Here is a 23,216-nt window from a genome sequence, read left to right on the forward strand (position 1 = left end):
CGTCTCGGTTTAATTGCTATCACCAAAACAAGTTGATCTGTTTTTTATATAAAGGGTACAGAAAACGTTTATTTAATCGTGGTGTCGTCTCCGTGTATTATTTAAATGAATTTAGCGTTGATAGAGATGAATAATTTCCTCTGATAGCTCGCGGGCTAGCAGCGACGTCATTAAATGATCCTGCGCATGCACCATAATTAATGTCATCGGATGCCGGGCTTCCCCGGCATCCTGTTCGATCAATTTGGTTTGCATGTGGTGAGCCTGACGCGCATAGCCATCAGCCTCACGAAGCAGGCTTTTCGCTTCGTCAATGTTGCCAGCACGCGCGGCGTGCAACGCCTCAAAGCAGAGGCTGCGTGACTGTCCGGCATTGACGATGATTTCCATTACCGCTTCTTCTAATGCAATCATGATGTTCTCGTATTAATCGAATCCATTACTGGCGGCAGTTTTCGCAAACCACTCGCCGCTCTTTTTCACCGTACGCTGTTGCGTGTCTAAATCTAACTGCACAAAGCCGTAGCGGTTTTTATAACCATTGAGCCATGACCAGTTATCAATAAAGGTCCACATATGGTAGCCAAGGCAATTGCAGCCTTCGCTTATTCCTTTATGCAGCCATTTAAGATGTTCTGTGACAAACTCAATACGGTAGCTGTCGTTAATTTTCCCGTCCTGAATAAAGCGCTGTTCGTTTTCCACACCCATGCCGTTTTCGGAAATAAAACAGCGCGGATTGCCGTAATTATCCCGCAGGTTGGTAATAATATCGTAAATACCCGGCTCATAAATTTCCCAGCCGCGATACGGATTCATTTTACGCCCCGGCATTTCGTAATAATCAAATAACCACTCCGGCATAAACGGCGCGTCCGGATTGACGGCGCTGTCCCGGCACTTCACCCGGCGAGGCTGGTAGTAGTTGATCCCCAGCAGATCGATTTTGCCGTCGGCGATCAGCTGCGCGTCGCCGGGCTGGCAGGCCGGAAGCTGGTCGTACTCTTTCAGCAGCGTCACCAGGTCCGCCGGATATTCCCCTTTCAGCACCGGGTCGAGGAAGCTACGGTTAAACAGCAGGTCCGCATGGTGCGCGGCCTTCACATCCGCCGGGTTTTGCGAGCGCGGATAGGAGGGCGTCAGGTTGAGGACGACGCCGATCTCACCGTCATAATTTCCGGCGCGATACGCGCGCACCGCAACCGCATGAGCCAGGACGGTGTGATACGCCACGGTAGCTGCGCGTCTGAAATCCACCACGTTCGGGTAATGGAAGTCATACAGATAGCCGCCTTCAACCGGTACAATCGGCTCGTTGAAGGTGAACCAGTGCTTCACCCGGTTGCCGAACAGGTCGAAACACGTTTGCGCGTAGCGGCCAAACGCGTCCACCACATCGCGGTTTTCCCAGCCGCCTTTTTCCTGCATCACCATCGGCATATCGAAGTGGAACAGGGTAATAAACGGCGTGATGCCCTGCGCCAGCAGCGCGTCGATAACATTGTTATAGAAGGCCACCGCCTCGGGATTCACCTCGCCGGTGCCGTCCGGGATAAGACGTGTCCAGCTGATCGAAGTGCGAAAGCTGTTATGGTTTAACTGCTTAAGCAGTGCGATATCCTCTTTCCAGCGCTGATAAAAGGTCGAGGTGTTCGTCGGGCCAACCCCCTGATGGAAACGGCCAGGCTGGCGATCGAACCACACATCCCATGTGGTCTGGCTTTTGCCGCCGTTCAGGCTATCCCCTTCGGTTTGCAGCGCTGAGCAGGCGCTGCCCCACCAGAAGTTTTCAGGAAAAAGGTATCTCATTGTTCTGACTCCTTGATTCATTATGAGTTGCTACGGGCTGCATTCGCCACGGAGACGGCATCCTGCGCTTTTTGTTCTTCTGTTTTCATCAGCGAACGTTCGTAGGCGCGCAGGAACGGCAGGTATATCAGCGCCGACATCACCATACAGATGAGACACATTACCACCGGGCTAAAGGCCCAGTTCGCCGCCCAGGAGGCGCCGATCGGCGCGGGCGTGGTCCACGGCGTCAAAGAAACCACCTGTTCCAGCCAGCCCAGACGGGTCGCGGTGTAAGCCAGTACGGCGTTGATCATCGGTACAAAAACAAACGGAATAAACAGCATCGGGTTCATGATGATCGGCGCGCCGAACAGAATAGGCTCATTGATGTTGAAGAAACTAGGCACAATTCCCATTTTGCCGATAGTTCGCAGGTGCGTGACGCGGCTGCGCAGGAGCAGGAAGGCCAGCGGTAAGGTAGACCCTACGCCGCCAATCAGCAGGTAATGGTCCCAGAACCCTTGCAAATAAACGTGCGGCAGCGCGGCGCCAGCCGCCAATGCGGCCTGATTGGCAGAGAGGTTAGCCATCCAGAACGGGTTCATGATGCCAGTGACAATCAGCGCGCCGTGGATCCCGGCGAACCAGAAAATCTGACACAGCAGGACAGAAAGTAAAATCGCGGGCAGCGAATCCGATGCCGACACCAGCGGCTCCAGCAAATGCATAATCGCCTGCGGAATAATCATCCCGGTCTGCGCTTCAATAAACAGATTCAGCGGATGCAGGGTGGCGATCACTACCAGAACCGGAATCAGGATTTCAAACGAACGGGCGACACCGGTCGGCACTTCTTTTGGCAGGCGGATCGTCACGTTGTGCTGCTTTAGCCAGGCGTAGACGCGGGTAGAATAAATGGCGGTGATTAACGCGGTGAAGATCCCCTGACCGGAAAGGTACTGAGTGGAAATGTTACCGTCGGCATACGGGGCGGCGACCAGCAAAAACGCCATAAACGCCAGCAGGCCGGACATGATCGGATCGAGGTTAAACTGACGGCCCAGGCTTGCGCCGATGCCGACGGAGATAAAGAACGTCATAACGCCCATGCTGAGGTTAAACGGCAGCATCAACTGTTCACGATACGTGGCGGAGAAATCAAGCCAGCCACGGGCAAAGCTGTTGGTGGTTTCGGCAGAAAACGGCGGGAAGATAAACACCAGCATAAACGAGCCGATGATCATAAACGGCAGCGCCGCGGTAAAACCGTCACGAATCGCAATCACATACTTTTGCTGGCCCAGTTTCCCGGCAAGAGGAGTGATGGATTGTTCTATGACAGCAACCATTGACTGATATAACGAACTCATAATGACACCTTCTAGTGTGTCGCTTCAATCAGCGACAGAGCATAGTCCAGCACCTTGTCACCGCGTTGCATTCCGTAATCCAGCATATCGATTGCTTGTACGGGTATACCCTGGGTGGCAGCCTTCTCAGAGAGCGTGTTAAGCATGTACTTTACCTGGGGGCCAAGCAGCACCACCTGGTAATTTGGAAACTGAATGTCAAATTCGGAAACGCCGTAGGCGTCAATTTGTACCGGTAGTTTCCGTTCTTCCGCTGCTTCGACCATTTTACGAACCAGCAGACTGGTAGACATCCCTGCGGAACAACACAACATAATCCTGAACATTGTTAACCATCCTCAAAATGTAAAAACTTATTGCGAGTCTGATTTGATATCATACGGAAACCGGTTTCCATTTGAAGCAAACAGAACTGTGACACTCATCAAGAACTTATTCTTATAAGGCTAATTATTTGGATTCAGCTCACGATTTTGGCTGCAAAAATGTCTTTTTGAGTGAAAATGGAAAATCGGTTTCCATGAAAAACGGAAACAGCTATACTGCCTTTGGCGATAAAGTGAGCCAATGTTAACTTCAGGATTTGAGGAGCCAGGCGGGCTCTGTCAGGGGAGAATGATGTCTACTATCAACGATGTATCGCGTTTGGCTGGCGTGTCGAAAGCCACGGTGTCGCGCGTGTTGAGCGGATCGCGTGGGGTAAAGGAAGCCAGCCGTCTTGCCGTACTGAAAGCGGTGGATGAGCTAAATTACCGCCCGAATGTGATTGCCCAGTCGCTGCTAAGCCAGACCACGGGCTGTATCGGCGTGATATGCGCCCAGGACAACATCAACCAGACGACGGGCTATCTTTATGCGCTGGAAAAGCATCTGAGCCAGCACCAGAAACATCTGCTGCTTCGCTTCGCCAATACCAAAGCGGAAGTGCTGAGCGCACTCGACGAGCTGAGCTGCGGTTTGTGTGACGATGTGCTGATCATTGGCGCGCGTTTTCCACTGAACATTAACCAGGAGAACGTCATTCTGGTGGACTGTCTGGAAGTGGGGGACGACGTTAACAGCATCCAGTTCGATCACGCTTTCGCGACCGAAACCGCCTGTAACTATCTCATCAGCCAGAATCGCCGACAGATTGCGCTGATTCATCCTCACGGGATGGGTTTTTCCGATCAGGTTTTACTGGGCTATAAACTTGCACTGGAGAAAAACTTCCTGCCGTTTAACCGTAACCTGGTCTTTATGGACGCGACGTCGTCTTCCGTGGCCCTGCAGGAGCTGCTGAATAACGCCTCGACGCTCAACTTTAACGCGCTGTTGGTGGCGGACGAACAGCAGGCGCAGCGGGTTATTCCGCAACTGCAGGCGTTCAATAAGTCCGTTCCGGAAGACATTATGGTTTTCAGCCTGGCGGGATCTCTGCATCTGCCGGGTATTCCCACCATTCCGGCAATTGAATATTCTATGGACGCCATGGCGGCGCGTATTGTCGGTTGGCTCAATGAAAAAACGCAGAATATGCTGGGATCGTATACCCTGCGCGGCGACCTCATTATTCCGGACGTGCGTCAGCGATAATTATGATGACCGGGCGTGGGGCTGCGGCTTCACGCTTACATATCCGGGCATTCAACCTTACCTAACGCTTCCCAATAGTTGTTCTGGTTATTTCTCTCCATCGCCACAATCGCTTCGCGAATATGCAACTGATTCCCTTCTGTAGACATAATGGTTTTTTCCCATGCGTCGTCAGAAGGCGATCCCTTCGGCGAGCAGAGCTTTCGTAGATCCTTCAGAATGGTATTTTTCTCGTGTACTGTCTGGAGCGCGCCATAAGGCGAGTCGGCCCGGGCGAATCCCGATAGGGTAAAAAGTACGGCAACCATCGTCATAACGGCGAGTTTCATGGTAATAATCCTTTTGTCGATGCGCATCTCGTTAAGAATAAGTGTAGACGGTAGGCGGCTCACTCGGCATTCCGTGTGAATGCTGAAAATAAAGTAAGCCAGAAGCGGTATGTTTCAGGAGGATAATATGCAGATACAGGTTACAGAGACGGTTACCGAAGACGATCAGAACGCACTGCTCACCGGGTTACGCGCTTATAATCTTCAGTTCCTGAAAACGACCTATTTTGGCAATCTGGCGGTGTACTGGCGCAATGATCGCGAGATTATCAAAGGGGGGCTGATTGGCGAAATCAAAGGCGAGTGGCTGTGTATAAAATACCTGTGGATGGATGAATCGTTGCGCAGGGGCGGCTACGGCAGACAGCTGATGCAGGCAGCGGAACAGGCAGCGCAGGAGCGAGGCTGCCGTCACGCGCTGGTGGATACCATGAGTTTTCAGGCGCTGCCGTTTTATCAGAAGAACGGATATCAGCTAAAAATGACTCTCGATAATTTCCCGGAAGAAGGCGCGTCGAGACATTATTTAACGAAGTCATTTTGATGACCGGTGAGTGAGCCTCTGGAACGTCTTTCACTTTCTTACGCAGCAGAATCGTGTATGTTCTGAACAATCAGTTAATGCTTAAGCGGTAGAGAGATGAGAAGGATTGAGATCGTTCTGGGTGAGCTTGAAAGGTTGACGCGTGGGCTGGAAACGGCGGATTTGGCGCAGGAAACGGCGTTTACCGCAGAAGCGATCGGCTTTAACCTCGGGCTGGCGCGCAATTCGGTCAGTAAAGATCTCAATCAATTGTGGAACGATGGCCTGGTCATCAAAAGTCGGGGAAGACCGGTATTTTTCCTGCATTGCCAGGCGCTGGAAACGCTTTTAGGTCGTAAGTTGACGGATGCCGAGCGTGAAGTACGCTCGGTTGCCGAACTGCTGCCGCAGCAGGAAATGGCATCCGTCGACGATCCGTTTACCGGCCTGATTGGCTACGATCGCAGCCTGCGCGATGCGGTGGAAAAGGGTCGCGCCGCAGTGCTTTATCCCCATGGTCTGCACGTACTGCTGACCGGTCCTTCTGGCGTCGGTAAGACGTTCTTTGCCGAGCTGATGCATCGCTTTGCCTGTGAACATACCGCAGGTTCCCCGCCGCCCCTGGTCTATTTTAACTGTGCGGAGTATGCCCATAACCCGGAGCTGCTTTCGTCGCATCTTTTTGGTCATCGGCAGGGAGCGTTTACCGGTGCGAACGAAAACAAGCCCGGCCTGGTCGAACAGGCTGACGGCGGCTATTTGCTGCTCGACGAGGTCCATCGTCTGCCCTACGAAGGGCAGGAAAAATTATTTTCCCTTCTCGATAAAGGCGAATATCGCCCGTTAGGTTCCAGCGCCGCGGCAAGGCCGATTTCGGTACGGCTGATTTGCGCCACCACGGAAGCGGTCAACTCTTCACTGCTGCGGACTTTCCAGCGACGTATCCAGGTGACAATCGACCTGCCCGGTATTCGCCAACGTTCTGTTGAGGAACAGGTGGAGCTGATAGTCGGGTTCTTGCAGCGCGAAAGCCGTAAAATCGAGCGTACGGTGAGCATCGACAAATCGCTGCTGCTGTGGCTGTTGAACAAGCCGCTGGAAGGAAATATCGGCCAGCTTAAAAGCGATATTCAGTTTCTCTGCGCGCAGGCGTGGGCGGCAGGCATGACGGAACACAACGAGACGCTACAGCTCGACAAACGGCTGGCGGAGATGCCGTTTCAGGCTTCGGTGGAGCAACGTTTGCTGGTCGATGCGTTGTTCAACGGTCAGGAGCGCCTGAGCATTGATGCCCGCACGCTGCCAGCGCTGAAAACTTCGCTTGCTACGGGGGCGGAGATTGAAGAGAGCGATCTGTTTTACAGCTTTTTGACTCGCGAATACGTCAATTTGCGCAACAGTAACGTGCCGCCAGCGGAAACGCTGGCGATACTGAAAAATAAACTCAGTTCTATTTTTGAGTACGGCCTTTACAGCCGCGACAGTATTGCGCACCCCCCGCGCTATGGTAGCCAGATTGAAGAACGCGTCACGCTGCTGATTGCTTGCGTGGAGCAGGTACTGGGCTTTTCCCTGCCGCAAAATCTGGTAAATCCTCTGCGAAAACACTTTCTGGCGCTGATTGGCTATGTGCAACGGGGCCTGATTCCGCAGCTTTACTCCTCCAGCCTGATCCTCGATCGCTGTAAAGATGAATATGACAACGCCACGCTGTTATGCCGAAAAATCAACGAATTGTTGCATATTCAGTGCCCGGCGACGGAAGTGGTCTGGCTGTGCCTGTTTCTCAAAGAGTGTCGTCACTACCGCCAGCGCATAGACGCCAGTCCGGAGTGCGGGGTGATTCTGGTCGCCCACGGCGCGACGACGGCGACCAGCCAGGCACAGTATGTGAATCGCGTGCTGGAGCGGGAATTGTTCTGCGCTATCGATATGCCGTTTGAACAGTCGGTACATGACACGCTGGAAACCCTTATCCAGATGATTCAGGCGCATCGCTGGCAACGGCTGATCCTGATGGTGGATATTGGTTCACTGGTCCATTTTGGCAGCACCATCAGTAAGTTATTTCAGATCGACGTGTTGTTGGTACCCAATATTACCCTCACCAGTCTGCTGGAAGTGGGGCTGGATTTAAGTTATGAAACCAGCGACTTGCCGCAGCTGGCGGCGTTAATACAGAGCAAAAGCATACCCTGCCAGCTCTGTACGCCTCAGCAGGAAAACAGCGGGAAAGTCCTGGTTATCTCCTGCATTACCGGCATGGGCACGGCAGAAAAAATTAAAAAGGTGCTGGAGGAGAGTTTTGGCGAACTGATGTCGCAGGATACGCGAATGGTCATCCTGGATTACAACGAAGTGCGCAGCCTTGAGCGCGTCCAGCAGGCGCTAAACGCCAGCGAACGCCTGGCGGGGATTGTCGGTACCTTCCAGCCGGGGCTGCCGGATATTCCGTTTATCTCGCTGGAAGAACTGTTTTCTGAACAGGGTCCGGAACTGGTACTGAGCCTGCTGACGCCAGATCTATCCAGTGCGGAACGCCGCCTGGAAATGGAGCGCAGTGCGATGCGTTTTATCAGCGCCCTGACGATGGAAAGCATTATTAATCATATTTCAGTGCTTAACCCGCAGCGCATTTTGAAAGAGATGGAAGGCGTGCTCAACCATCTAACCAGCGCGCTTTCGCTGAAGCCAAGCCGCCAGGTGACACTACGCTTTCTGATCCACTGCTGCTGCATGGTTGAGCGTATCGTGATTAACCGCAAACCGTTACAGATGGCGCTGGAAAACAAGCCGGAATTCGATGTCCGCGCGTTTAGTGTCATCAAATCCGCTTTTTTGCCCATCGAAGAAGCCTATGCGATTCGGTTGTCGGACGCGGAATATTTTTATATTTACGAACTTCTCTATAGCTGATCCCTTAACTGGCGCGGCCCGCCGCTTCGCCAGTTCACCTGTCTTCCCTGCGTGACACAAACTCTGGCACAGCTCTTGCTCTTATTACTGACGTAAACGTAATGAAGCCAGGAGGCCATTTTGACTACCACTCAACCGTTGCCCCACATCTTGCTGCTGACCCATGGCGGCTGGGGACAACAGCTTTGCAACAGCCTGCGCATGGTAATGGGCGAAATTAACGGCGTAACGGAAATTGCGCTGATGCCTGTCGATACGCTGGGTGAGTTTTATCAGCGCGTCGAAGCCGTTGTCCAAACCCTGCCGGAAGGCTCGCTCATCCTGACCGACTTTATTGGCGGCACGACGTCCAACGTGGCGGCGCGGTTGAGCGCTGACTATCCGGTGGCGGTGATTTCCGGCTTAAACGCATCGCTGCTGCTGGAGGCGCTGGACCGACGTGAACATGGCGCGCTCACCGCCTGCGTGACCGATCTGGTTGAAGCCGGGCGCAGCAGTTGCCTGGACGTTGTCGCTCACGTTCGTCAATTACAACACGCAAAAGAGGGATAAAACGATGGCAAAGGTCGTGTTATGTCGTATCGACAGTCGTCTGATTCACGGGCAGGTCGTCACCAAGTGGATCGGACAATCGCAGGCTAACCGTATCGTCGTCGTCAGCGACGAACTGGACGCCGATCCGTTTATGAAAAATATCTACCTGATGGCCGCGCCGCCGAACATCAAAGTGGACTGCTACGGCAACCAGAGCTTTGCCGCCGCGTGGAAGGAGAATCAGCTTGGCGACGGCAGCGTACTGGTGCTGTTTCCGTCCCTTGCCGCCGTGCAGGACGCCGTTCAACTGGGCTTTGACGTCAGCACCCTTCAGGTGGGCGGTTTAGGCGGTGGGCCCAACCGTAAGGCGGTTTTTCAGAACATCACGCTGGATGAAAAAGACGTTGGCATTCTTAACGACCTGAAAAATCGCGGTATTCAGGTGTACTTCCAGACTATCCCGGAAGATAAGCCACAGTCTCTGGACGATATCCTGAAAAAATTCTAACCCTCTGATAATGGGATAACACTATGGATACCTTACTTTTTGCAAGCCTGATGGGGTTGTATTACTGGTTTGCCCGTTTACGCCTTGGCTACACCTTCTCGGCCATGCTGTTACAGCCTGTGGTCATCGCGGTCTTTGTCGGTCTGCTGCTCGGCAATATGCAGACGGCGATGATCATTGGCGCCGGTATGCAGTTGGTTTATCTCGGCGTGACCTCTACCCCTGGCGGCAATGTGCCGTCCGATCCGGCGCTGGCGGCCTGTATTTCCATTCCGATTGCGGTTAAGGCCGGGATGGACCCGAACCTGGCCATCGCGCTGGCGATACCGTTTGGCGTTATCGGCGTGTTCCTCGACCAGTTGCGCCGTACGCTGAATGCCGCCTGGGTACATATGGCTGACAAACACGCGGAAACGGCGAACATGGCCGGCATAATGCGCTGCGCCTTCCTCTACCCGGCGTTACTCGGGCTGGTACTGCGTTTTCCGGTGGTATTCGCCGCCAACTACTTTGGTCAGAACGTGGTGGAAAGTTTCCTCAAGCTGATGCCGCACTGGTTGACCCACTCCTTTGAAATCATGGGCGGGATCCTGCCGGCGCTGGGCTTCGCCATCACCATTATGGTGATCGGTAAAAAGAGCCTGCTGCCGTGGTTTATCGGAGGATTCTTCGCGGTGCTGTATCTCAAGGTCGACATCATGGCGATGGCCATCTTCGGCACCTGTGTGGCCTTCCTGATTAAAGGCCTGGCGAAAAATGAAGGAGCAGCATGATGAGCAGCGACGTAATGCAACATGAACTGGTTGAGCGTGCGCGGGAAAGCGGGGCGCTGACCAAAGCGGATATCACCAAAGCGTGGTTTATCTACTGGCTGGGCGCGGAAGTGTCTAACTCGTATGAACGTTTACAAAGCCTGATTTTCTGCGCCTCAATGACGCCGATCATCAAAAAACTCTACCCGCAAAAAGAGGAGCAGGTGGAAGCGCTCAAGCGACACCTGAACTTTTTTAACTCGGAGCAGACGTTTGGCGCGGTTATCCAGGGGATCTCTATCGCCATGGAGGAACAGAAAACGCGCGGCGAACCGATCAGCGACGCATCAATTACTGGCATCAAAACCGGTCTGATGGGGCCGCTGGCCGGGATGGGGGACTCTATCGTCTGGGCGGCGGTGATGCCGCTGTTGATTGCGATTTTTATCCCATTCGCGGCAAATGGCAGCGCATTCGGCGGTATTGCGCCGCTGATCCTCTATCCGGCGATCACCCTGGCGATAAGCTATGGACTGATCCACAAGGGTTACACGCTCGGTCGCGACTCCATCGTAGGGCTGTTACAAGGGGGGCGAATCAAGGAACTGATCTACGGCGCCAACGTGCTGGGGCTGATCATGATGGGGGCGCTGTCGGCGAGCTACGTCAAAATTACCACGCCGTTGAAGATCAGTGCGCTGAAAGGGTCTGAAGTGGTGGTTCAGCAGATCCTTGACTCCATTGCGCCGGGCCTGCTGCCGCTGGCGGCGGTATTTGCCATCTATATCTTCCTGGTGAAAAAAGGGCCGCGTTACACCACCATTTTGCTGTCCATTGTCGCGCTTAGCGTGGTGTGTTCGCTTCTGGGAGTGTTGTAAGCCATGACGCAAAATATCTATCAACAGCTCGGGCTTAAGCAGGTGATTAACGCCTGCGGCAAGATGACCATTCTTGGCGTCTCCAGCGTCGCGCCGGAGGTGATGCAGGCCACGGCGCGGGCGGCCTCATCTTTTGTAGAGATTGACCGGCTGGTGGACAGTACCGGCGAGCGGGTTTCGCGCTATACCGGCGCGGAAGACAGTTACATCACTTCCTGCGCGTCGGCAGGGATTGCGATTGCCGTCGCTGCCGCCATTACGCGCGGCGACCCGCATCGCGTGGCGTTGATGCCAGACAGTACGGGAATGGCGAATGAAGTGGTGATGTTGCGCGGGCACAACGTTGATTATGGCGCGCCAATCGGTACTGCGATCCGTCTGGGCGGCGGACGCGTGGTGGAAGTGGGAGCGAGTAACCTCGCCGCCCGCTGGCAGTTGGAGAGCGCGATTACCGACGCCACAGCGGCGCTGCTGTACGTGAAGTCTCACCATTGCGTACAGAAGGGCATGCTGGAGATTGAAGATTTCGTGCAGGTGGCAAGCATTCATAACCTGCCGCTGATTGTGGATGCCGCGGCCGAAGAAGATCTCCGCTCCTGGGTGGCGAGTGGCGCAGATATGGTGATCTACAGCGGCGCGAAAGCGTTCAATGCGCCAACGTCAGGGTTTATTACCGGCAAACAGCGGTGGATTAGCGCCTGTAAGGCGCAGCATCACGGGATCGCGCGGGCGATGAAGATTGGCAAGGAGAACATGGTCGGCCTGGTAACCGCTCTGGCGCATTATCACCAGGGGCAAGCCGTGGTTAGCGCAGAACAGCTGCAACCGGTGGCAGAGGCGATTTCAGCGATCCGCGGATTTCATGCCGATATCGAACAGGACGAGGCTGGACGTGCGATCTGGCGCATTCGCGTCAGGGTCAATACCGGGGAACTGGGGTTGAGCGCCCGTGAAGTTGAGGCGCAACTGCGCGGCGGCGAGATAGCTATTTATGCCCGCCGCTACAACCTCCATCAGGGCGTTTTTAGCCTCGACCCACGTACGGTCGCCGAGGGGGAGATGGCGCTGATTGTCGCGCGGCTTAAGGAGATTGCAGAACATGCAGCAGATTAATTTTTATCGTCAGCGTGTGGCGATTAACGTGCTGGCGAAAGACATCGCCAATGCCCGGGAAATCTACGACGCCGCAGAGGGACACGCGGTGATTGGCATTCTCTCCGCGCAGTTTTCGTCGGTAGACGAAGGCGTACAGGAGGTGAAACGCTGGATGGACGAAGTACCGTCCATCTCGGTTGGGTTGGGGGCGGGCGATCCGGCGCAGTATTACAAGGCGGCGATGATTGCCGCCAAGGTGCGTCCGGCGCACGTCAATCAGACCTTTACCGGCAGCGGTTTTGCGGCGGGGGCGCTGGCGGCGACGGGGGGTGAGCTGACGCATATCAATGCGCTGGTCAGCCCGACGGGGGCGCCTGGCGAAGTGCTGATCTCCACTGGCGTCAGCAGCAGCCAGGGAACACCGGCGCGTGTTTCCTGCGATACCGCCGTGCGAATGATGCAGGATATGGGCGCGCACGCGGCGAAGTTTTTCCCAATGGGCGGCGAGACGTCGCTGCCGGAGCTATATGTGCTGGCGACCACCGCGGCACGTAACGGCATGACGCTGATCGAACCGACTGGCGGTATCGATCTGGCTAATTTCGGCGTGATTCTGCAAACCTGCATGGAAGCGGGCATGCCTCGCGTGATGCCGCATGTGTACAGTTCAATTATCGACCCGCAAACCGGCAATACACGTCCTGAAGATATCGTCAGGTTAATGGAAATTGTCAAAGCATTGGTCTGAACCGGAGGGTGTTGCGTGCGAGTCGCGCAGCGCCATTTGCTTTAACATTGAATTCCGCTTTATGCCTTTTTCTTCTTATTGATACCGATAATCCGCGTCATTTGCAGATTATGGAACTAGAAGGCGCGCAGTTACCGCGCGTGCTCGACGACCCGAAAGTCGATGTGGCGATCATCAGCACCACATATATCCAGCAAACCGGGCTTTCACCGGTGCATGACAGCGTTTTTATCGAAGATAAAAATTCGCCTTACGTGAATATCCTGGTGGCGCGGGAAGATAACAAAGACGCGGAAAACGTGAAGGTATTTTTGCAGTCTTATCAGTCGCCGGAAGTGGCAAAGGCGGCAGAAAAAATCTTTAACGGTGGCGCGGTGCCGGGCTGGTGACAAAGACCAACGTCGCGCCGGAAGTATTACGCCGCCCTGGCGCGGCGGCGGGAGTCCATTGAAATCAAAACGACTGACGAGAGGATCAGTAGCGTGCCAAGCCAGTCCGGCAAGGTAAACGTAATGCCTAACAGCAGTAGCGACAGCAGCGCGCTGCTCAGTGGTTCCGCGCAGCTTAAAATGCTCGCTTTCGGCCCGCCTATCATCTGCGCGCCTTTCAGGTACAGGCTAAAGGTTAATGACGTACCCACCACCACCAGATAGAAAAACGCCAGAATCAGGCTGCCATTCACCACAAAATTGGTCCCTTCTCCGGCATAAAACGGCAGCAGACACAGACCTCCAATTAACATACTCCAGCCAACGATCGGTAATGTGCCGTAACGGGCAATCAGCGTGGAAGGGTAGGTAGTGTAAAACGCCGCAGCAAACGCTGAGGCAATTCCCCAGAACAGCGCGGCGGGAGAAATCGACAGTGACGTTGGATTACCGTGGGTCACCAACAAAAAGGTGCCCACCAGAGACGTCAGGATCGCGGTTAATACCAGTACGCCGGGACGCGCCTTACGCACCAGCGCAAACCACGCGACGATGATGGTGGGGGACAGAAACTGCAATACCGTGGCGGTCGCGGCGTTTGATTTTTCAATGGTCAGCAGGAAGGTAAGCTGTACGGTAAGCGCGCCTAGAATGGAAAACAGCAGCAGACTCAGGGCATCCTGACGATTTTTGAAGGCCGAAAAGATTTTGTCGCCATGAACGAATGACAGCATCAGCAAAATCATCCCGGCGAAGATCAAACGCGTCATGGTCAGAAACGGCGAAGACATCTGGCTCTGCTCCATAATGTACTGCGCGCAGACGCCGGAACTTCCCCACAATACGGCGGCAACCAGGACGTTGAACATCCCTTTTCTGGTGGAACCCATATTTTCCTCAGTATTGATTTTTGGCGTGGTTTTACCGTCATGATAGCAGATTAGGCAGGCGGTTTATCATCCACAGAACAGGGGGATTTCCTCTCGACGTAACAATAAAAAACCAGGAATGAGGGAGATTGCACCTTTTTTCGCCGCGTTCTATTGTGATGATGTATCAACACCTGGAAGGAACACATCATGGGTAAGCGTCGTGGTTTAACGGCTGTGCTGGCCACTCTGGTTTCTCTCTCCCTGTTTGCTGCCCCTGTTATGGCAAACCCGGGAAATGGGAACGGCAATGGCGGCGGCCATGGTAATAGCAGTGGTAATCATGGAAATAAAGGCAACCAGGGAAATCAGGGGAATAAAGACCACAAAGGAAATTCCGGCGATAAAAAGAACGTCTCATCCGACAAACGTAAAAATTACGGTAAGCCCGATCATGTTGACTCCGACATCAGTTTTGCGACAGCGCGTCATCTGGCCGTGAACTATGGTCTGACGGGTTACGACGCCTTACCGCCGGGGATCGCGAAGAACCTGGCGCGCGGTAAACCGCTTCCTCCAGGCATCGCCAAAAAAGCCGTACCGGCCTCAATGCTCGGCGAACTGCCTTACTATCCGGGATATGAATGGCGAATCGTTGGCGACGACCTGGTGCTGATTGCGCTTAGCACCGCGGTAGTTACGGCGATTATTAACGGGGTGTTTGATTAAGCCTCTATACAACGTAACAAGAAGCCGGGAGATTCCCGGCTTTTTTATATCCGGAATTCGCCGTTTTCATTCTAATGAATAAACTCTTTTCCGTAGCACGGACAATGGGGACGGGGCAGCATAATGATTTAATGCACGAGAATTAATAAGCAATAACGAAGGATATTTTGGCGGAGATCTCGATCGTCGTTCAGTGCCTGTTCCACGTATGGAAGCAGCATGGCAGAGTCCGTATTGTTCCCGGCGTTATCGAAGATGATGTTTGTACCACAGTCAGTATTATCCCGTAACCCGTCGATCAGAATTTGCAGGGCGTCTTCGGTGGTTAATGTCATGATGTTGTTTGTCCTGTTGACCGTTGCGCCGATTCAGGACATTGGACACGGTACTGACGGAAACCCCGGCATGCTGCGCGATATCACGGATGTTCACCCTCTCTCCTTATTGGTGAATGATGAATGGCAACGAGACGACATTTAACACGTCCTGTTTATGAAAAATGAGTCACTAAAACGGATTAGTGTGATGTTACAGGTCAGGCTGTCAATAGCGTATCGGCGGGTAAAAAGGGGGGCGCGCAAACCGGCAGCATCCGCAAAAAATTGCCAGCGGCGTTGATAAGGTCTGTGACTTATTTAAATAATGAAAAATTACTGCATGAAAATATATTTTCTTTAACTATTCCGTTTTTTCAGCTACGCAGAAAGAGGTAGGTGAGGCGCAATTAGTACGGAATAAGAGTATTCTTAGTGTGAACAATCTGAATTTATTTTTGGTAATTATCCTGGATTTTTTCTGCGGAAATAGAAGAATGACGTTAATAATGTGAATATTATGTGATTTGTGGCGATTCAGATGAAAATCATATTAGTCCCTTTTTTTAGGATTTTTCTCTGTCTGTAGTAGGTTGATTTTTAGTGGTAAGTGCCATGATTTTTTGTTTTTGTGGTTTTTTATGTTGAATGCAGCGTGGTGTTATTATTTTGTGAAGACATGACGTTTTTATCAATAATCTCATCCCTGAGAGGCAATTTTCGATTGTTGTGTCAATGTTTATTTCTGCTTATGATGACTGTTATCTCAGTAGCATGAGAATGTTTTCTTTGCGGTATTATTTTGTATTTATAAAAACAGCGCCAGATTCGCGCGTCGTGTTGTTAGTATTAGCTATTAACAAGGATTGTCATATATGAATATCTCTTTTAAACCGAATAAGGTAGCCCTGTTTGTTAGCGCTATTCTTTCCTCTGCCGTTTATTCCGCTGCCGCAGCTCCCGTCAGTACCGTTATTGATGCATCTACGGCCAGCGATAAGCGTACCGTAACCCTTCCAGACGGCAATGACGTCTCATTTGTCGATGTGCGCGTTGCGGATGGTAGGGTAATCCTGGCAGATAATAGCGTTATCACCAGTGCCGGTAATTACCCGGACGATTCGTTGACTTTTAATCCTGGTTATATTGTAAAAGCAACGGCCGGTACGGTGGATTTAGGTAATAATGCCACGCTTAATTATACATTTGATTATCAGACCAACGGTAATAAGCGAGGAACAGCCATTTATATCTATGGTACCGGAGTCCTGAAAGCCGAGAACCTGACCATTAATGCAGAAAATACCCGGGTGAATGATTACGATCTGGTCAACGCAATATTGCTTAATGGCAGTTCACAGGCTGATTTAAAAGGTACCACCAACATCGTCCTGGGTAATATCGAGACGGCTCAGGACAGCATTTTAAATGCGGAGAATGTCAATATTAATTATCACGATGCCAATCCCCTTTCAACGCGCGGCCACCATGCGGCGCTGGATCTGGCGGGTAAAACATCGACCTTTACTGGCGATGTGCATATCGCCATGTCTGAGGCAAGTACGGGGTCGCTTGAAGGTATTAATATTGGCGGTAATAGCGCTCGGTTCGACGGAAAAACGGTGATGGACCTGGCGAGCGCCAAAGGGAGCGTTAGCGGGCTGAAGCTGACAGATTCTTACTATCGTATTAACGTCATCACGGGGGCCAAAACGCCGGTGGTTCTGAGCAATGCCGTTACGTTTGAGGATTTGACTATCGCAGGCGTCAGCCACGGCAGCGCGTCGGACAACGGCAGGGTCGTGGGTCTTCACAGCGCCAGCGTGGAGGGTGACACCCAGTTGTCCATTAAAAAGCTTACTGTCGACGTCGCCGGGAATAAGGCGGTTTACGGTGTCCGCCTGAGTGACAATGGGACACTGGGGTCGACAGAATACCGTATTGATGATGCCAGCATCCACCTGCAAGGGGGAGATGAGGCGGCCTTAACCGGTTATCTCAGCGAACGCGATTCCGGCGCGCTGAATTATGACACGGTGATTCATCATCTTAATGTTCAGTCTGAAGGCGGTAAGGATGTGTATTTACTGCACCAGTCAGGGACAAACGATCGCTTTACGGGCGATATTACGCTCGGTAGTCAGCGTGCTTATGATTCCGCCGCAGGAACGCTGTATGCGATTTATGGCTACGGGAGTCATGCTGACAGTTCCACCAATATTGCGGATAACAATACGCTGAAGGCGTGGGGGAAAATACGCGCCGCCGGCAGCCATAGCATTAATATCGTTACGGGCGATAGCTCCTATATGTATGGCGACACGGAGATCCAGGATACGGCAAGCATTAACCTTGCCTTAAACGGCAGTAACAGTCGCTGGGATATGGTTGCCGACTCTACCCTGACCACGCTGGCCCTGAATAGCGCCACGCTGAACTTTATGCCCGCCAGCGCCACAACCCGTACGCAGGCCCGTAATGCGGCGACGTTTAAAACCCTGACGGTCAGCGGCGATTATATTGGCAATAATGGCAACATCATCATGAACACCCAACTGGGTGACGATACATCGCTGACCGACCGGCTGATCGTTAATGGCAACACCAGCGGTAACACGTATGTGACCGTACTGAACGCAGGTGGCGCAGGCGGCCTGACCACCAACGGTATCGAACTGATCAGCGTGGCGGGAAATTCCGACGGCGTGTTCACTCAGAAAGGACGTATCGTCGCAGGGGCGTATGATTACACGCTGCAACGCGGCGCGGGCCAGAACGACAAGAACTGGTATCTGACCAGCGCATTATCCCCTGATCCACAACCAGAACCGCTTGATCCTGTTGATCCTGTTGTGCCGATTGATCCGACTGACCCGCAGACGCCATCACCGACCCCGCGCGAAAATGCGGTGCGTCCGGAAGCTGGTTTGTACGGCATGAACCTGCAGGCGGCGAACACGATGTTTAACACCCGTCTGCACGACCGCCTGGGCGAAACCCACTACGTCGACGCCCTGACCGGCGAGAAAGCGGTGACCAGCCTGTGGCTGCGCAACGTCGGTGGCCACACCCGCCAGCAGGACAGCAGCGGCCAGCTGGAGATGCAGGCCAACCGCTATGTGATGCAGCTTGGCGGCGACATCGCCCAGTGGTCTTCCGACAACACTGACCGTTTCCACCTTGGTCTGATGGCGGGCTACGCCAACCAGAAGGCTCGGGCGGAAAACCAGCGTAACGGCAACCGCGCCGACAGCCGCATCAGCGGTTACAGCGTCGGTCTGTACGGTACCTGGCTGCAGGACAACGCCACCCACGAAGGCGCGTATGTCGATACCTGGGCGCAGTACAGCTGGTTTGACAACACCGTTTCCGGTCGCGGCGTCGAATCCGAAGAGTACGACTCAAAAGGCTTCACCGCGTCGGTGGAATCCGGCTACACCTGGAAGCTGGCGGACATCAGCGAGCGTAACGCGCTGTACATCCAGCCGAAAGCGCAGGTCACCTGGATGGGCGTGAAGGCGGACGAACACCGCGAAGCCAACGGCACCCGCGTGGAAGGCCACGGCGACGGCAACGTGCAGACCCGCGTCGGCGTGCGTCTGTTCGGCAAGGGCCACAACAAACTGGATGACGGTAAAGACCGCACCTTCCAGCCGTTCGTCGAAGCGAACTGGATCCACAACAGCAAAGACTTTGGCGTGTCGATGAACGGTGACAACGTGGATCTGGACGGCACCCGCAATATCGGCGAGCTGAAGGCCGGTGTGGAAGGCCAGCTGACGAAGAACGTCTCCCTGTGGGGCAACGTCGGCCAGCAGATTGGTGATAAAGGCTACAGCGACACCTCGGCGATGCTCGGCATTAAAGCGTCGTTTTAACGGAACGGCCCGGTGGCGTTGCGCGACCGGGCTTACGGAGATAGTTGTAGGCCGGATAAGCGTAGCGCCATCCGGCAAGGGTCGAAAAGCTTTCGTGTTGGAAGGGATATTGAATAAGCCCGTGGCTACACGGGCTTTTATGAAGCGTTTTATCAGAAGCTGTAACGGATACCGAGTTGACCACTGTAAGGCGTCTCGATATGTTCACCTTTTTCGTAGTTCACTTCTCCCCAGGCAGACCATCGATCGTTTAGCTTCGCTGTCATCCCAAGACCGTATTTGCCGCTGGTGCCGGACATATCGTTACTAAACCGCTCTGTATGGTTGATAATGACGTCGTTGTTCTTCATAAACTCATGCCGCACGGCTAATCGCGCGTAGGGCTGAAGCAATGTCCCGTCCGCCAGCGTCATGTTTTTACCAAAGGTCAGGCCGGTTTCCCCTTTTAACGAGCGGGCCGCATCTGCTTTAACCGACATCCCGCTGTCGAGTTTATAATGCGTCTTATCGCCCATAAACCACGAAACCTGCGCATAAGGCTCAACAAACCAGTCCTCAAGCGTGATATGTTTCCCGGCTTCAACAGAAAGACCACCGCCCACGGTATTATCTTTGGCATGAGTACGCCCGCCATTGAAGTAAGGATTATTCTCGGTACGGAAATAGTTGGCTTTTAATACGCCATCCACGTAATAGCCGCTGTTATGTAACCAGGTAGCATACAGACCGACGCCATAGCTATCCGCTTTACCCTGCGTACTGGATGAGTCCAAATCGGAACGCGTATAAGAGACCATACTGCCCATAATCAGGGCGCTGCTTTCCAGACTGAAACGCTTATCGCCGCCTAACATCACGCCATTCATATCCTGACGATAACCTACATGCTCTGTTGAAACACGGTAACGGCTGCTGATGTATTTACCCCAGGCGCCGTCATCGTGATCGCCCATCTGGCGTATTTCACCGAGACGGGTACGTAGCGTTGACAACTCGGCGTCCCAGAGGGTTGGCGTCACGTTAGCCATCGCAATAACGGCTTTGGCGCTTTCCGACAAATCCGGTTTTGTGCCTGGCGTTGGGCCTGGTTCGGGCGCAGGGTGAGGGTCCGGTTCGGGGGCAGGATTCGGATCCGGATTGGGCGCCGGTTCCGGATCGGGGCCAGGCTCAGGCGTTGGTTCCGGGTCCGGATCTGGACCCGGTTCCGGCGTTACCGCCACAGGCGATAAATACCAGTTGTCCTTATCGCTATCCGCACCATGCACAAGATAGTATTTATAAGCCCCCAGATCGACGCTACCGTTTGTCATCGAGAAGGTATCTGTCGCGCTGCCGTTGGCATAAATCAGATGATAAGGCGAAACGCTGCGGCTACGTAGCTCGCTGCCTGAATCCCGCACGGTGACATGAAATTGCCCGGTAACAGCGTCAGAAACGTTCAGGAAATCGCCCACTCCGCCGGAAACGTTGGTATTCATGATGAAGGTGCCGCTACCGTCCAGCGTGGTAAGTTCAAGGCGATTAAACTGGCCGGCAGTGTGCCCGTCAGGGCCGCTAAAATTGACCACGCCGTTATTGGTTAACGCTTTAATCGTCGCGACGGATTCAACGTCATCAGCATTATGTTTGAGATATAAAAGCGAAGAGGGGTTTTGTAAGTCCACTGCTGCCGCCCATGCGCCTTTGCCCAGGTTGCCCGTCCAGTCATGGACGCTTCCCCCTTCCATCGTCAGAGAGCCATCTTCTACCGTCAGGGCGTCTGATGAATAGCCGCCATAGGCGATCAGGCTGCTCCCACCGTTGCGAACGGTGGTATTCGAGATATGCCCCAACGCGAGCACTTCCTGGCGTCCGCCATCAATAAGCGTATCGCTGGCTTCACCGTACCAGGCGAGTTGCTGGAGTCCTCCGGCATGCACCGTCGAATTGGTCGCGTTGGCGCGAATACCGCCAGTCCAGCCATCCTGCTCAACCCATTGTCCGCCAGACCAACCGCCTTTCTGACCGTTAACAAGCTGGGTGCCATATACCTGCGTCCCGTCTGCATTGCCGGTCTGAATACGTTGCAGGCCGCCGGCATAAATCGTTGCATCCTTCGCCTGTTGACCGTTTATGCGCACTTTGGAATCGCTGTCGGAAGCCCAGTCGCCGTCAAGCCATTCGCCGCCGACGCCAGTAATCACCTGGGTGCCATAAACCCGGGCGTTTTCAGATACGCCTGTGGTCACCGTCTGGCGCGCCCCGGCGTAGACGGTGGTATCGCGATCCGCGACGTTATCTCCCCCTTGTCCGGCATAGACCTGCTGAAATGCGCCGTTATACAGGAACGTGTTCAGAGCCAGGCCGCTGGTGAGTTGATAACTGCCTGCGCCGATGTGCGAGTTTTTCGCCGTGCCGGCATAAATGATCTGCTGGCCGCCATTTTGCACAATGGTGTCCTCCACCACCGCAGTGCTGGTGACGGACAGCACCTGAAGCCCGCCATCAATAAGGTTTGCCTGAGCATAGGCACTGCCGCCAACGGTTTGCCTTCCGCCTGTTTTCACAACGGTGTCGTAGGCTTCAGACCTGCCGTTTAGCGTCAGGGCGCCGTAGTTTTCCACGATCGTATGATAAGCTTTACCGCCGTTATTCAGTTGTAAAACCCCGGTTTCGATGTTGCCCCTGCCATTGAGGTATTCCCCTTTTACCGTGGTGTTTACCGCTTCAGAACCTGCCGCCTCATACAGTCCGTCACCGATACTAAGCTGAACAGAGTTGAGCGTATTATTATAACTGTAAGACTCGTTTAATAAGACGACGTTCTGCTTATAAAAATCGGGATTAATCAGAACAATTTCCTGATTTGCAATATATTTTTTATCTTTAATCGTAAGTGCAGGATATTTTTCTCCCCATTTTTGTTCCACCCAGGCCCAGTGGTTAGCGTAAGCCGGATTGTTCAGCAGATCTCCGGGCATAGCGGTGGATTGGGTGGGCAGAAAAGGAGAAGGGAGCATTTCCGCAGCCGTCAGCGGATATGCTGTTAAGCATAATGCTGGAAATACAGAATGGTAAAAAATGCGTTTCATGTCTAAATCCATGGTTAATAAATTCCATATTTAACAAATGTTACTATCAGCCCCGTAAGATATTGCTGGGGGAAGATTTTGGGGGAAGCGATTGTGGCGAAGCGAGTTTATTCAGTGCAGAACAAGTAGGTGCTCAATTTTTTTACTTTAAATTTACGGGCGACGGAAGCTTTCCAACCCTGTAGGGTGGAATAGGCGCGATTATGCTTTTCCTGTAAATAGTCCATGCTTCCGCCTTCCAGATAATGTCTCAGAAGTAAAACATCTCTTGAAGAGAGTAAACGCGCAGGTCCCGGATGCGGCCACGCAATCTGACGTCCACTCGCCACGGTATCCATACCTCGAATGAAGTCATTTAGTGAGCATCGCGATTCAAAGATAGCGCTGACGGTTTTGTATTTTAAAAACCAGAAAAAGGCCAATGGCAGAAGGCGATGGCTCGAAATTATTATCAGTTGATAGCCACTTTTACTTAATTGCGAAAATGAGCGAAAAAAAGAAGCCAGTGTATAATTATCGAGGTTGATGAACAGATAGTCCACGCCGGGTTCAAGCTTGATAAAAAAACGGGTCAGCACCGAAATGCCTTTGGAAAAATAAATGTCATCCTCAGGCCAGCTGGCAATAGCCTGCTTCTTCACAAATTCCTTTGTCATACAGCCTGTACTCCCTGTCTCATAGCAACCCCGTCAATTCTTTTTCCGGGGAGATCGTATTAGCCGGTGAGTTGATTCTTTCAAATATTGCCCGGCAGGCTCATTTAGCTGTTGTTAATATATATGAGTTAAATCTGAATATTACATAAGCAAAATTGATTGTCAAACCTGATGGGTGGGCCTTAATTGATAGTTTAAGACTATTATTAATGGGGAAATGAATGCTTCTGTCGATCTTTTTTTCGGATTTCT

General features: G+C 53.0%; 21 protein-coding genes and 1 pseudogene. 12 read left to right on the forward strand and 10 right to left on the reverse strand.

The features are described from left to right. Positions 1–111 precede the first annotated feature (111 nt). Genes HVX72_RS00210 through HVX72_RS00225 form a run of 4 tightly spaced genes read right to left on the reverse strand, consistent with a single transcriptional unit; the run spans position 112 to position 3,487 of the window. Positions 112–414, reverse strand: a complete 303-nt coding sequence (locus tag HVX72_RS00210) for a PTS lactose/cellobiose transporter subunit IIA (protein WP_181822309.1) — start codon at positions 412–414, stop codon at positions 112–114. A 12-nt stretch (positions 415–426) separates the two neighbouring features. After that, a complete protein-coding gene (locus tag HVX72_RS00215; protein ID WP_181822310.1) occupies positions 427–1,809 on the reverse strand; it encodes a glycoside hydrolase family 1 protein in 1,383 nt (460 codons plus the stop codon). A gap of 20 nt (positions 1,810–1,829) precedes the next feature. After that, positions 1,830–3,161, reverse strand: coding sequence for a PTS sugar transporter subunit IIC (locus HVX72_RS00220; protein WP_060569989.1), 1,332 nt, complete (start codon positions 3,159–3,161; stop codon positions 1,830–1,832). Positions 3,162–3,172: 11 nt separating this feature from the next. After that, a complete protein-coding gene (locus tag HVX72_RS00225) occupies positions 3,173–3,487 on the reverse strand; it encodes a PTS sugar transporter subunit IIB (protein WP_042287136.1) in 315 nt (104 codons plus the stop codon). A gap of 292 nt (positions 3,488–3,779) precedes the next feature. On the opposite strand from HVX72_RS00225, the gene HVX72_RS00230 reads away from it, so the two are divergent. Next, positions 3,780–4,736, forward strand: coding sequence for a LacI family DNA-binding transcriptional regulator (locus HVX72_RS00230; protein ID WP_042287133.1), 957 nt, complete (start codon positions 3,780–3,782; stop codon positions 4,734–4,736). Positions 4,737–4,771: 35 nt separating this feature from the next. On the opposite strand, the gene HVX72_RS00235 is transcribed toward HVX72_RS00230, so the two are convergent. Then, positions 4,772–5,065, reverse strand: coding sequence for a YicS family protein (locus HVX72_RS00235; RefSeq protein ID WP_060569990.1), 294 nt, complete (start codon positions 5,063–5,065; stop codon positions 4,772–4,774). Between the two features lie 127 nt (positions 5,066–5,192). On the opposite strand from HVX72_RS00235, the gene HVX72_RS00240 reads away from it, so the two are divergent. The 9 genes and pseudogenes from HVX72_RS00240 to HVX72_RS00280 all read left to right on the forward strand — a co-directional run. Next, positions 5,193–5,609 (forward strand): GNAT family N-acetyltransferase, encoded by a 417-nt coding sequence (locus tag HVX72_RS00240; protein WP_181822311.1) that lies wholly within the window; start codon positions 5,193–5,195, stop codon positions 5,607–5,609. A 96-nt stretch (positions 5,610–5,705) separates the two neighbouring features. Next, positions 5,706–8,504: a transcriptional regulator DagR gene (gene dagR, locus HVX72_RS00245; protein ID WP_181822312.1), complete on the forward strand. Its 2,799-nt coding sequence runs from the start codon at positions 5,706–5,708 to the stop codon at positions 8,502–8,504. Positions 8,505–8,624: 120 nt separating this feature from the next. Then, positions 8,625–9,056 (forward strand): PTS sugar transporter subunit IIA, encoded by a 432-nt coding sequence (locus HVX72_RS00250; protein ID WP_042287124.1) that lies wholly within the window; start codon positions 8,625–8,627, stop codon positions 9,054–9,056. Positions 9,057–9,060: 4 nt separating this feature from the next. Beyond that, positions 9,061–9,546, forward strand: a complete 486-nt coding sequence (locus HVX72_RS00255; RefSeq protein ID WP_181822313.1) for a PTS system mannose/fructose/N-acetylgalactosamine-transporter subunit IIB — start codon at positions 9,061–9,063, stop codon at positions 9,544–9,546. Between the two features lie 23 nt (positions 9,547–9,569). After that, positions 9,570–10,319 (forward strand): PTS sugar transporter subunit IIC, encoded by a 750-nt coding sequence (locus tag HVX72_RS00260; RefSeq protein WP_042287117.1) that lies wholly within the window; start codon positions 9,570–9,572, stop codon positions 10,317–10,319. Continuing rightward, positions 10,316–11,176, forward strand: coding sequence for a PTS system mannose/fructose/sorbose family transporter subunit IID (locus tag HVX72_RS00265; protein WP_167333852.1), 861 nt, complete (start codon positions 10,316–10,318; stop codon positions 11,174–11,176). The genes HVX72_RS00260 and HVX72_RS00265 overlap by 4 nt, the downstream gene beginning before the upstream one ends. A 3-nt stretch (positions 11,177–11,179) precedes the next feature. Next, entirely contained in the window at positions 11,180–12,289 is a 1,110-nt protein-coding gene (gene dgaE, locus HVX72_RS00270) for a D-glucosaminate-6-phosphate ammonia lyase (RefSeq protein ID WP_181822314.1), read from the forward strand. After that, entirely contained in the window at positions 12,276–13,019 is a 744-nt protein-coding gene (locus HVX72_RS00275; RefSeq protein ID WP_181822315.1) for a 2-dehydro-3-deoxy-phosphogluconate aldolase, read from the forward strand. The genes dgaE and HVX72_RS00275 overlap by 14 nt, the downstream gene beginning before the upstream one ends. 83 nt (positions 13,020–13,102) lie before the next feature. Beyond that, positions 13,103–13,408, forward strand: a pseudogene (locus tag HVX72_RS00280) (MetQ/NlpA family ABC transporter substrate-binding protein); the annotation flags it as partial. A 26-nt stretch (positions 13,409–13,434) separates the two neighbouring features. Here the strand turns inward: HVX72_RS00280 and HVX72_RS00285 are convergent. Further along, complete coding sequence (locus HVX72_RS00285) at positions 13,435–14,337, reverse strand: carboxylate/amino acid/amine transporter (protein ID WP_042287101.1); 903 nt, start codon at positions 14,335–14,337, stop codon at positions 13,435–13,437. Positions 14,338–14,526: 189 nt separating this feature from the next. On the opposite strand from HVX72_RS00285, the gene HVX72_RS00290 reads away from it, so the two are divergent. Further along, positions 14,527–15,045 (forward strand): anti-virulence regulator CigR family protein, encoded by a 519-nt coding sequence (locus tag HVX72_RS00290; protein WP_060569994.1) that lies wholly within the window; start codon positions 14,527–14,529, stop codon positions 15,043–15,045. A 128-nt stretch (positions 15,046–15,173) separates the two neighbouring features. On the opposite strand, the gene HVX72_RS22080 is transcribed toward HVX72_RS00290, so the two are convergent. Together HVX72_RS22080 and HVX72_RS22340 are read right to left on the reverse strand one after the other, a co-directional pair. Continuing rightward, positions 15,174–15,380 (reverse strand): hypothetical protein, encoded by a 207-nt coding sequence (locus tag HVX72_RS22080; RefSeq protein WP_181822316.1) that lies wholly within the window; start codon positions 15,378–15,380, stop codon positions 15,174–15,176. Beyond that, positions 15,325–15,477 (reverse strand): LacI family DNA-binding transcriptional regulator, encoded by a 153-nt coding sequence (locus HVX72_RS22340; protein ID WP_346010439.1) that lies wholly within the window; start codon positions 15,475–15,477, stop codon positions 15,325–15,327. Before HVX72_RS22340 ends, HVX72_RS22080 begins: the two co-directional genes overlap by 56 nt. 757 nt (positions 15,478–16,234) lie before the next feature. On the opposite strand from HVX72_RS22340, the gene HVX72_RS00300 reads away from it, so the two are divergent. Next, positions 16,235–19,237 carry an autotransporter outer membrane beta-barrel domain-containing protein gene (locus HVX72_RS00300; RefSeq protein ID WP_181822317.1) on the forward strand — a complete coding sequence of 1,001 codons (3,003 nt, stop codon included), beginning with the start codon at positions 16,235–16,237 and terminating at the stop codon, positions 19,235–19,237. A gap of 152 nt (positions 19,238–19,389) precedes the next feature. On the opposite strand, the gene HVX72_RS00305 is transcribed toward HVX72_RS00300, so the two are convergent. Next, positions 19,390–22,236: an autotransporter outer membrane beta-barrel domain-containing protein gene (locus HVX72_RS00305; protein WP_249418868.1), complete on the reverse strand. Its 2,847-nt coding sequence runs from the start codon at positions 22,234–22,236 to the stop codon at positions 19,390–19,392. Between the two features lie 179 nt (positions 22,237–22,415). Then, complete coding sequence (locus tag HVX72_RS00310) at positions 22,416–22,964, reverse strand: hypothetical protein (protein ID WP_181822319.1); 549 nt, start codon at positions 22,962–22,964, stop codon at positions 22,416–22,418. Positions 22,965–23,216: the final 252 nt, after the last annotated feature.

This window comes from Citrobacter sp. RHB21-C05 (genome assembly GCF_013889015.1).
GTDB classification, from domain to species: domain Bacteria; phylum Pseudomonadota; class Gammaproteobacteria; order Enterobacterales; family Enterobacteriaceae; genus Citrobacter_A; species Citrobacter_A sedlakii.

What these genes read in the sequence shown, in the direction of transcription:
- HVX72_RS00210 (WP_181822309.1), bottom strand. Translation starts at nt 414, where the DNA reads ATGATTGCATTAGAAGAAGCGGTAATGGAAATCATCGTCAATGCCGGA.
- HVX72_RS00215 (WP_181822310.1), bottom strand. Translation starts at nt 1,809, where the DNA reads ATGAGATACCTTTTTCCTGAAAACTTCTGGTGGGGCAGCGCCTGCTCA.
- HVX72_RS00220 (WP_060569989.1), bottom strand. Translation starts at nt 3,161, where the DNA reads ATGAGTTCGTTATATCAGTCAATGGTTGCTGTCATAGAACAATCCATC.
- HVX72_RS00225 (WP_042287136.1), bottom strand. Translation starts at nt 3,487, where the DNA reads ATGTTCAGGATTATGTTGTGTTGTTCCGCAGGGATGTCTACCAGTCTG.
- HVX72_RS00230 (WP_042287133.1), top strand. Translation starts at nt 3,780, where the DNA reads ATGTCTACTATCAACGATGTATCGCGTTTGGCTGGCGTGTCGAAAGCC.
- HVX72_RS00235 (WP_060569990.1), bottom strand. Translation starts at nt 5,065, where the DNA reads ATGAAACTCGCCGTTATGACGATGGTTGCCGTACTTTTTACCCTATCG.
- HVX72_RS00240 (WP_181822311.1), top strand. Translation starts at nt 5,193, where the DNA reads ATGCAGATACAGGTTACAGAGACGGTTACCGAAGACGATCAGAACGCA.
- dagR (WP_181822312.1), top strand. Translation starts at nt 5,706, where the DNA reads ATGAGAAGGATTGAGATCGTTCTGGGTGAGCTTGAAAGGTTGACGCGT.
- HVX72_RS00255 (WP_181822313.1), top strand. Translation starts at nt 9,061, where the DNA reads ATGGCAAAGGTCGTGTTATGTCGTATCGACAGTCGTCTGATTCACGGG.
- HVX72_RS00260 (WP_042287117.1), top strand. Translation starts at nt 9,570, where the DNA reads ATGGATACCTTACTTTTTGCAAGCCTGATGGGGTTGTATTACTGGTTT.
- HVX72_RS00265 (WP_167333852.1), top strand. Translation starts at nt 10,316, where the DNA reads ATGATGAGCAGCGACGTAATGCAACATGAACTGGTTGAGCGTGCGCGG.
- dgaE (WP_181822314.1), top strand. Translation starts at nt 11,180, where the DNA reads ATGACGCAAAATATCTATCAACAGCTCGGGCTTAAGCAGGTGATTAAC.
- HVX72_RS00275 (WP_181822315.1), top strand. Translation starts at nt 12,276, where the DNA reads ATGCAGCAGATTAATTTTTATCGTCAGCGTGTGGCGATTAACGTGCTG.
- HVX72_RS00285 (WP_042287101.1), bottom strand. Translation starts at nt 14,337, where the DNA reads ATGGGTTCCACCAGAAAAGGGATGTTCAACGTCCTGGTTGCCGCCGTA.
- HVX72_RS00290 (WP_060569994.1), top strand. Translation starts at nt 14,527, where the DNA reads ATGGGTAAGCGTCGTGGTTTAACGGCTGTGCTGGCCACTCTGGTTTCT.
- HVX72_RS22080 (WP_181822316.1), bottom strand. Translation starts at nt 15,380, where the DNA reads ATGACATTAACCACCGAAGACGCCCTGCAAATTCTGATCGACGGGTTA.
- HVX72_RS00300 (WP_181822317.1), top strand. Translation starts at nt 16,235, where the DNA reads ATGAATATCTCTTTTAAACCGAATAAGGTAGCCCTGTTTGTTAGCGCT.
- HVX72_RS00305 (WP_249418868.1), bottom strand. Translation starts at nt 22,236, where the DNA reads ATGCTCCCTTCTCCTTTTCTGCCCACCCAATCCACCGCTATGCCCGGA.
- HVX72_RS00310 (WP_181822319.1), bottom strand. Translation starts at nt 22,964, where the DNA reads ATGACAAAGGAATTTGTGAAGAAGCAGGCTATTGCCAGCTGGCCTGAG.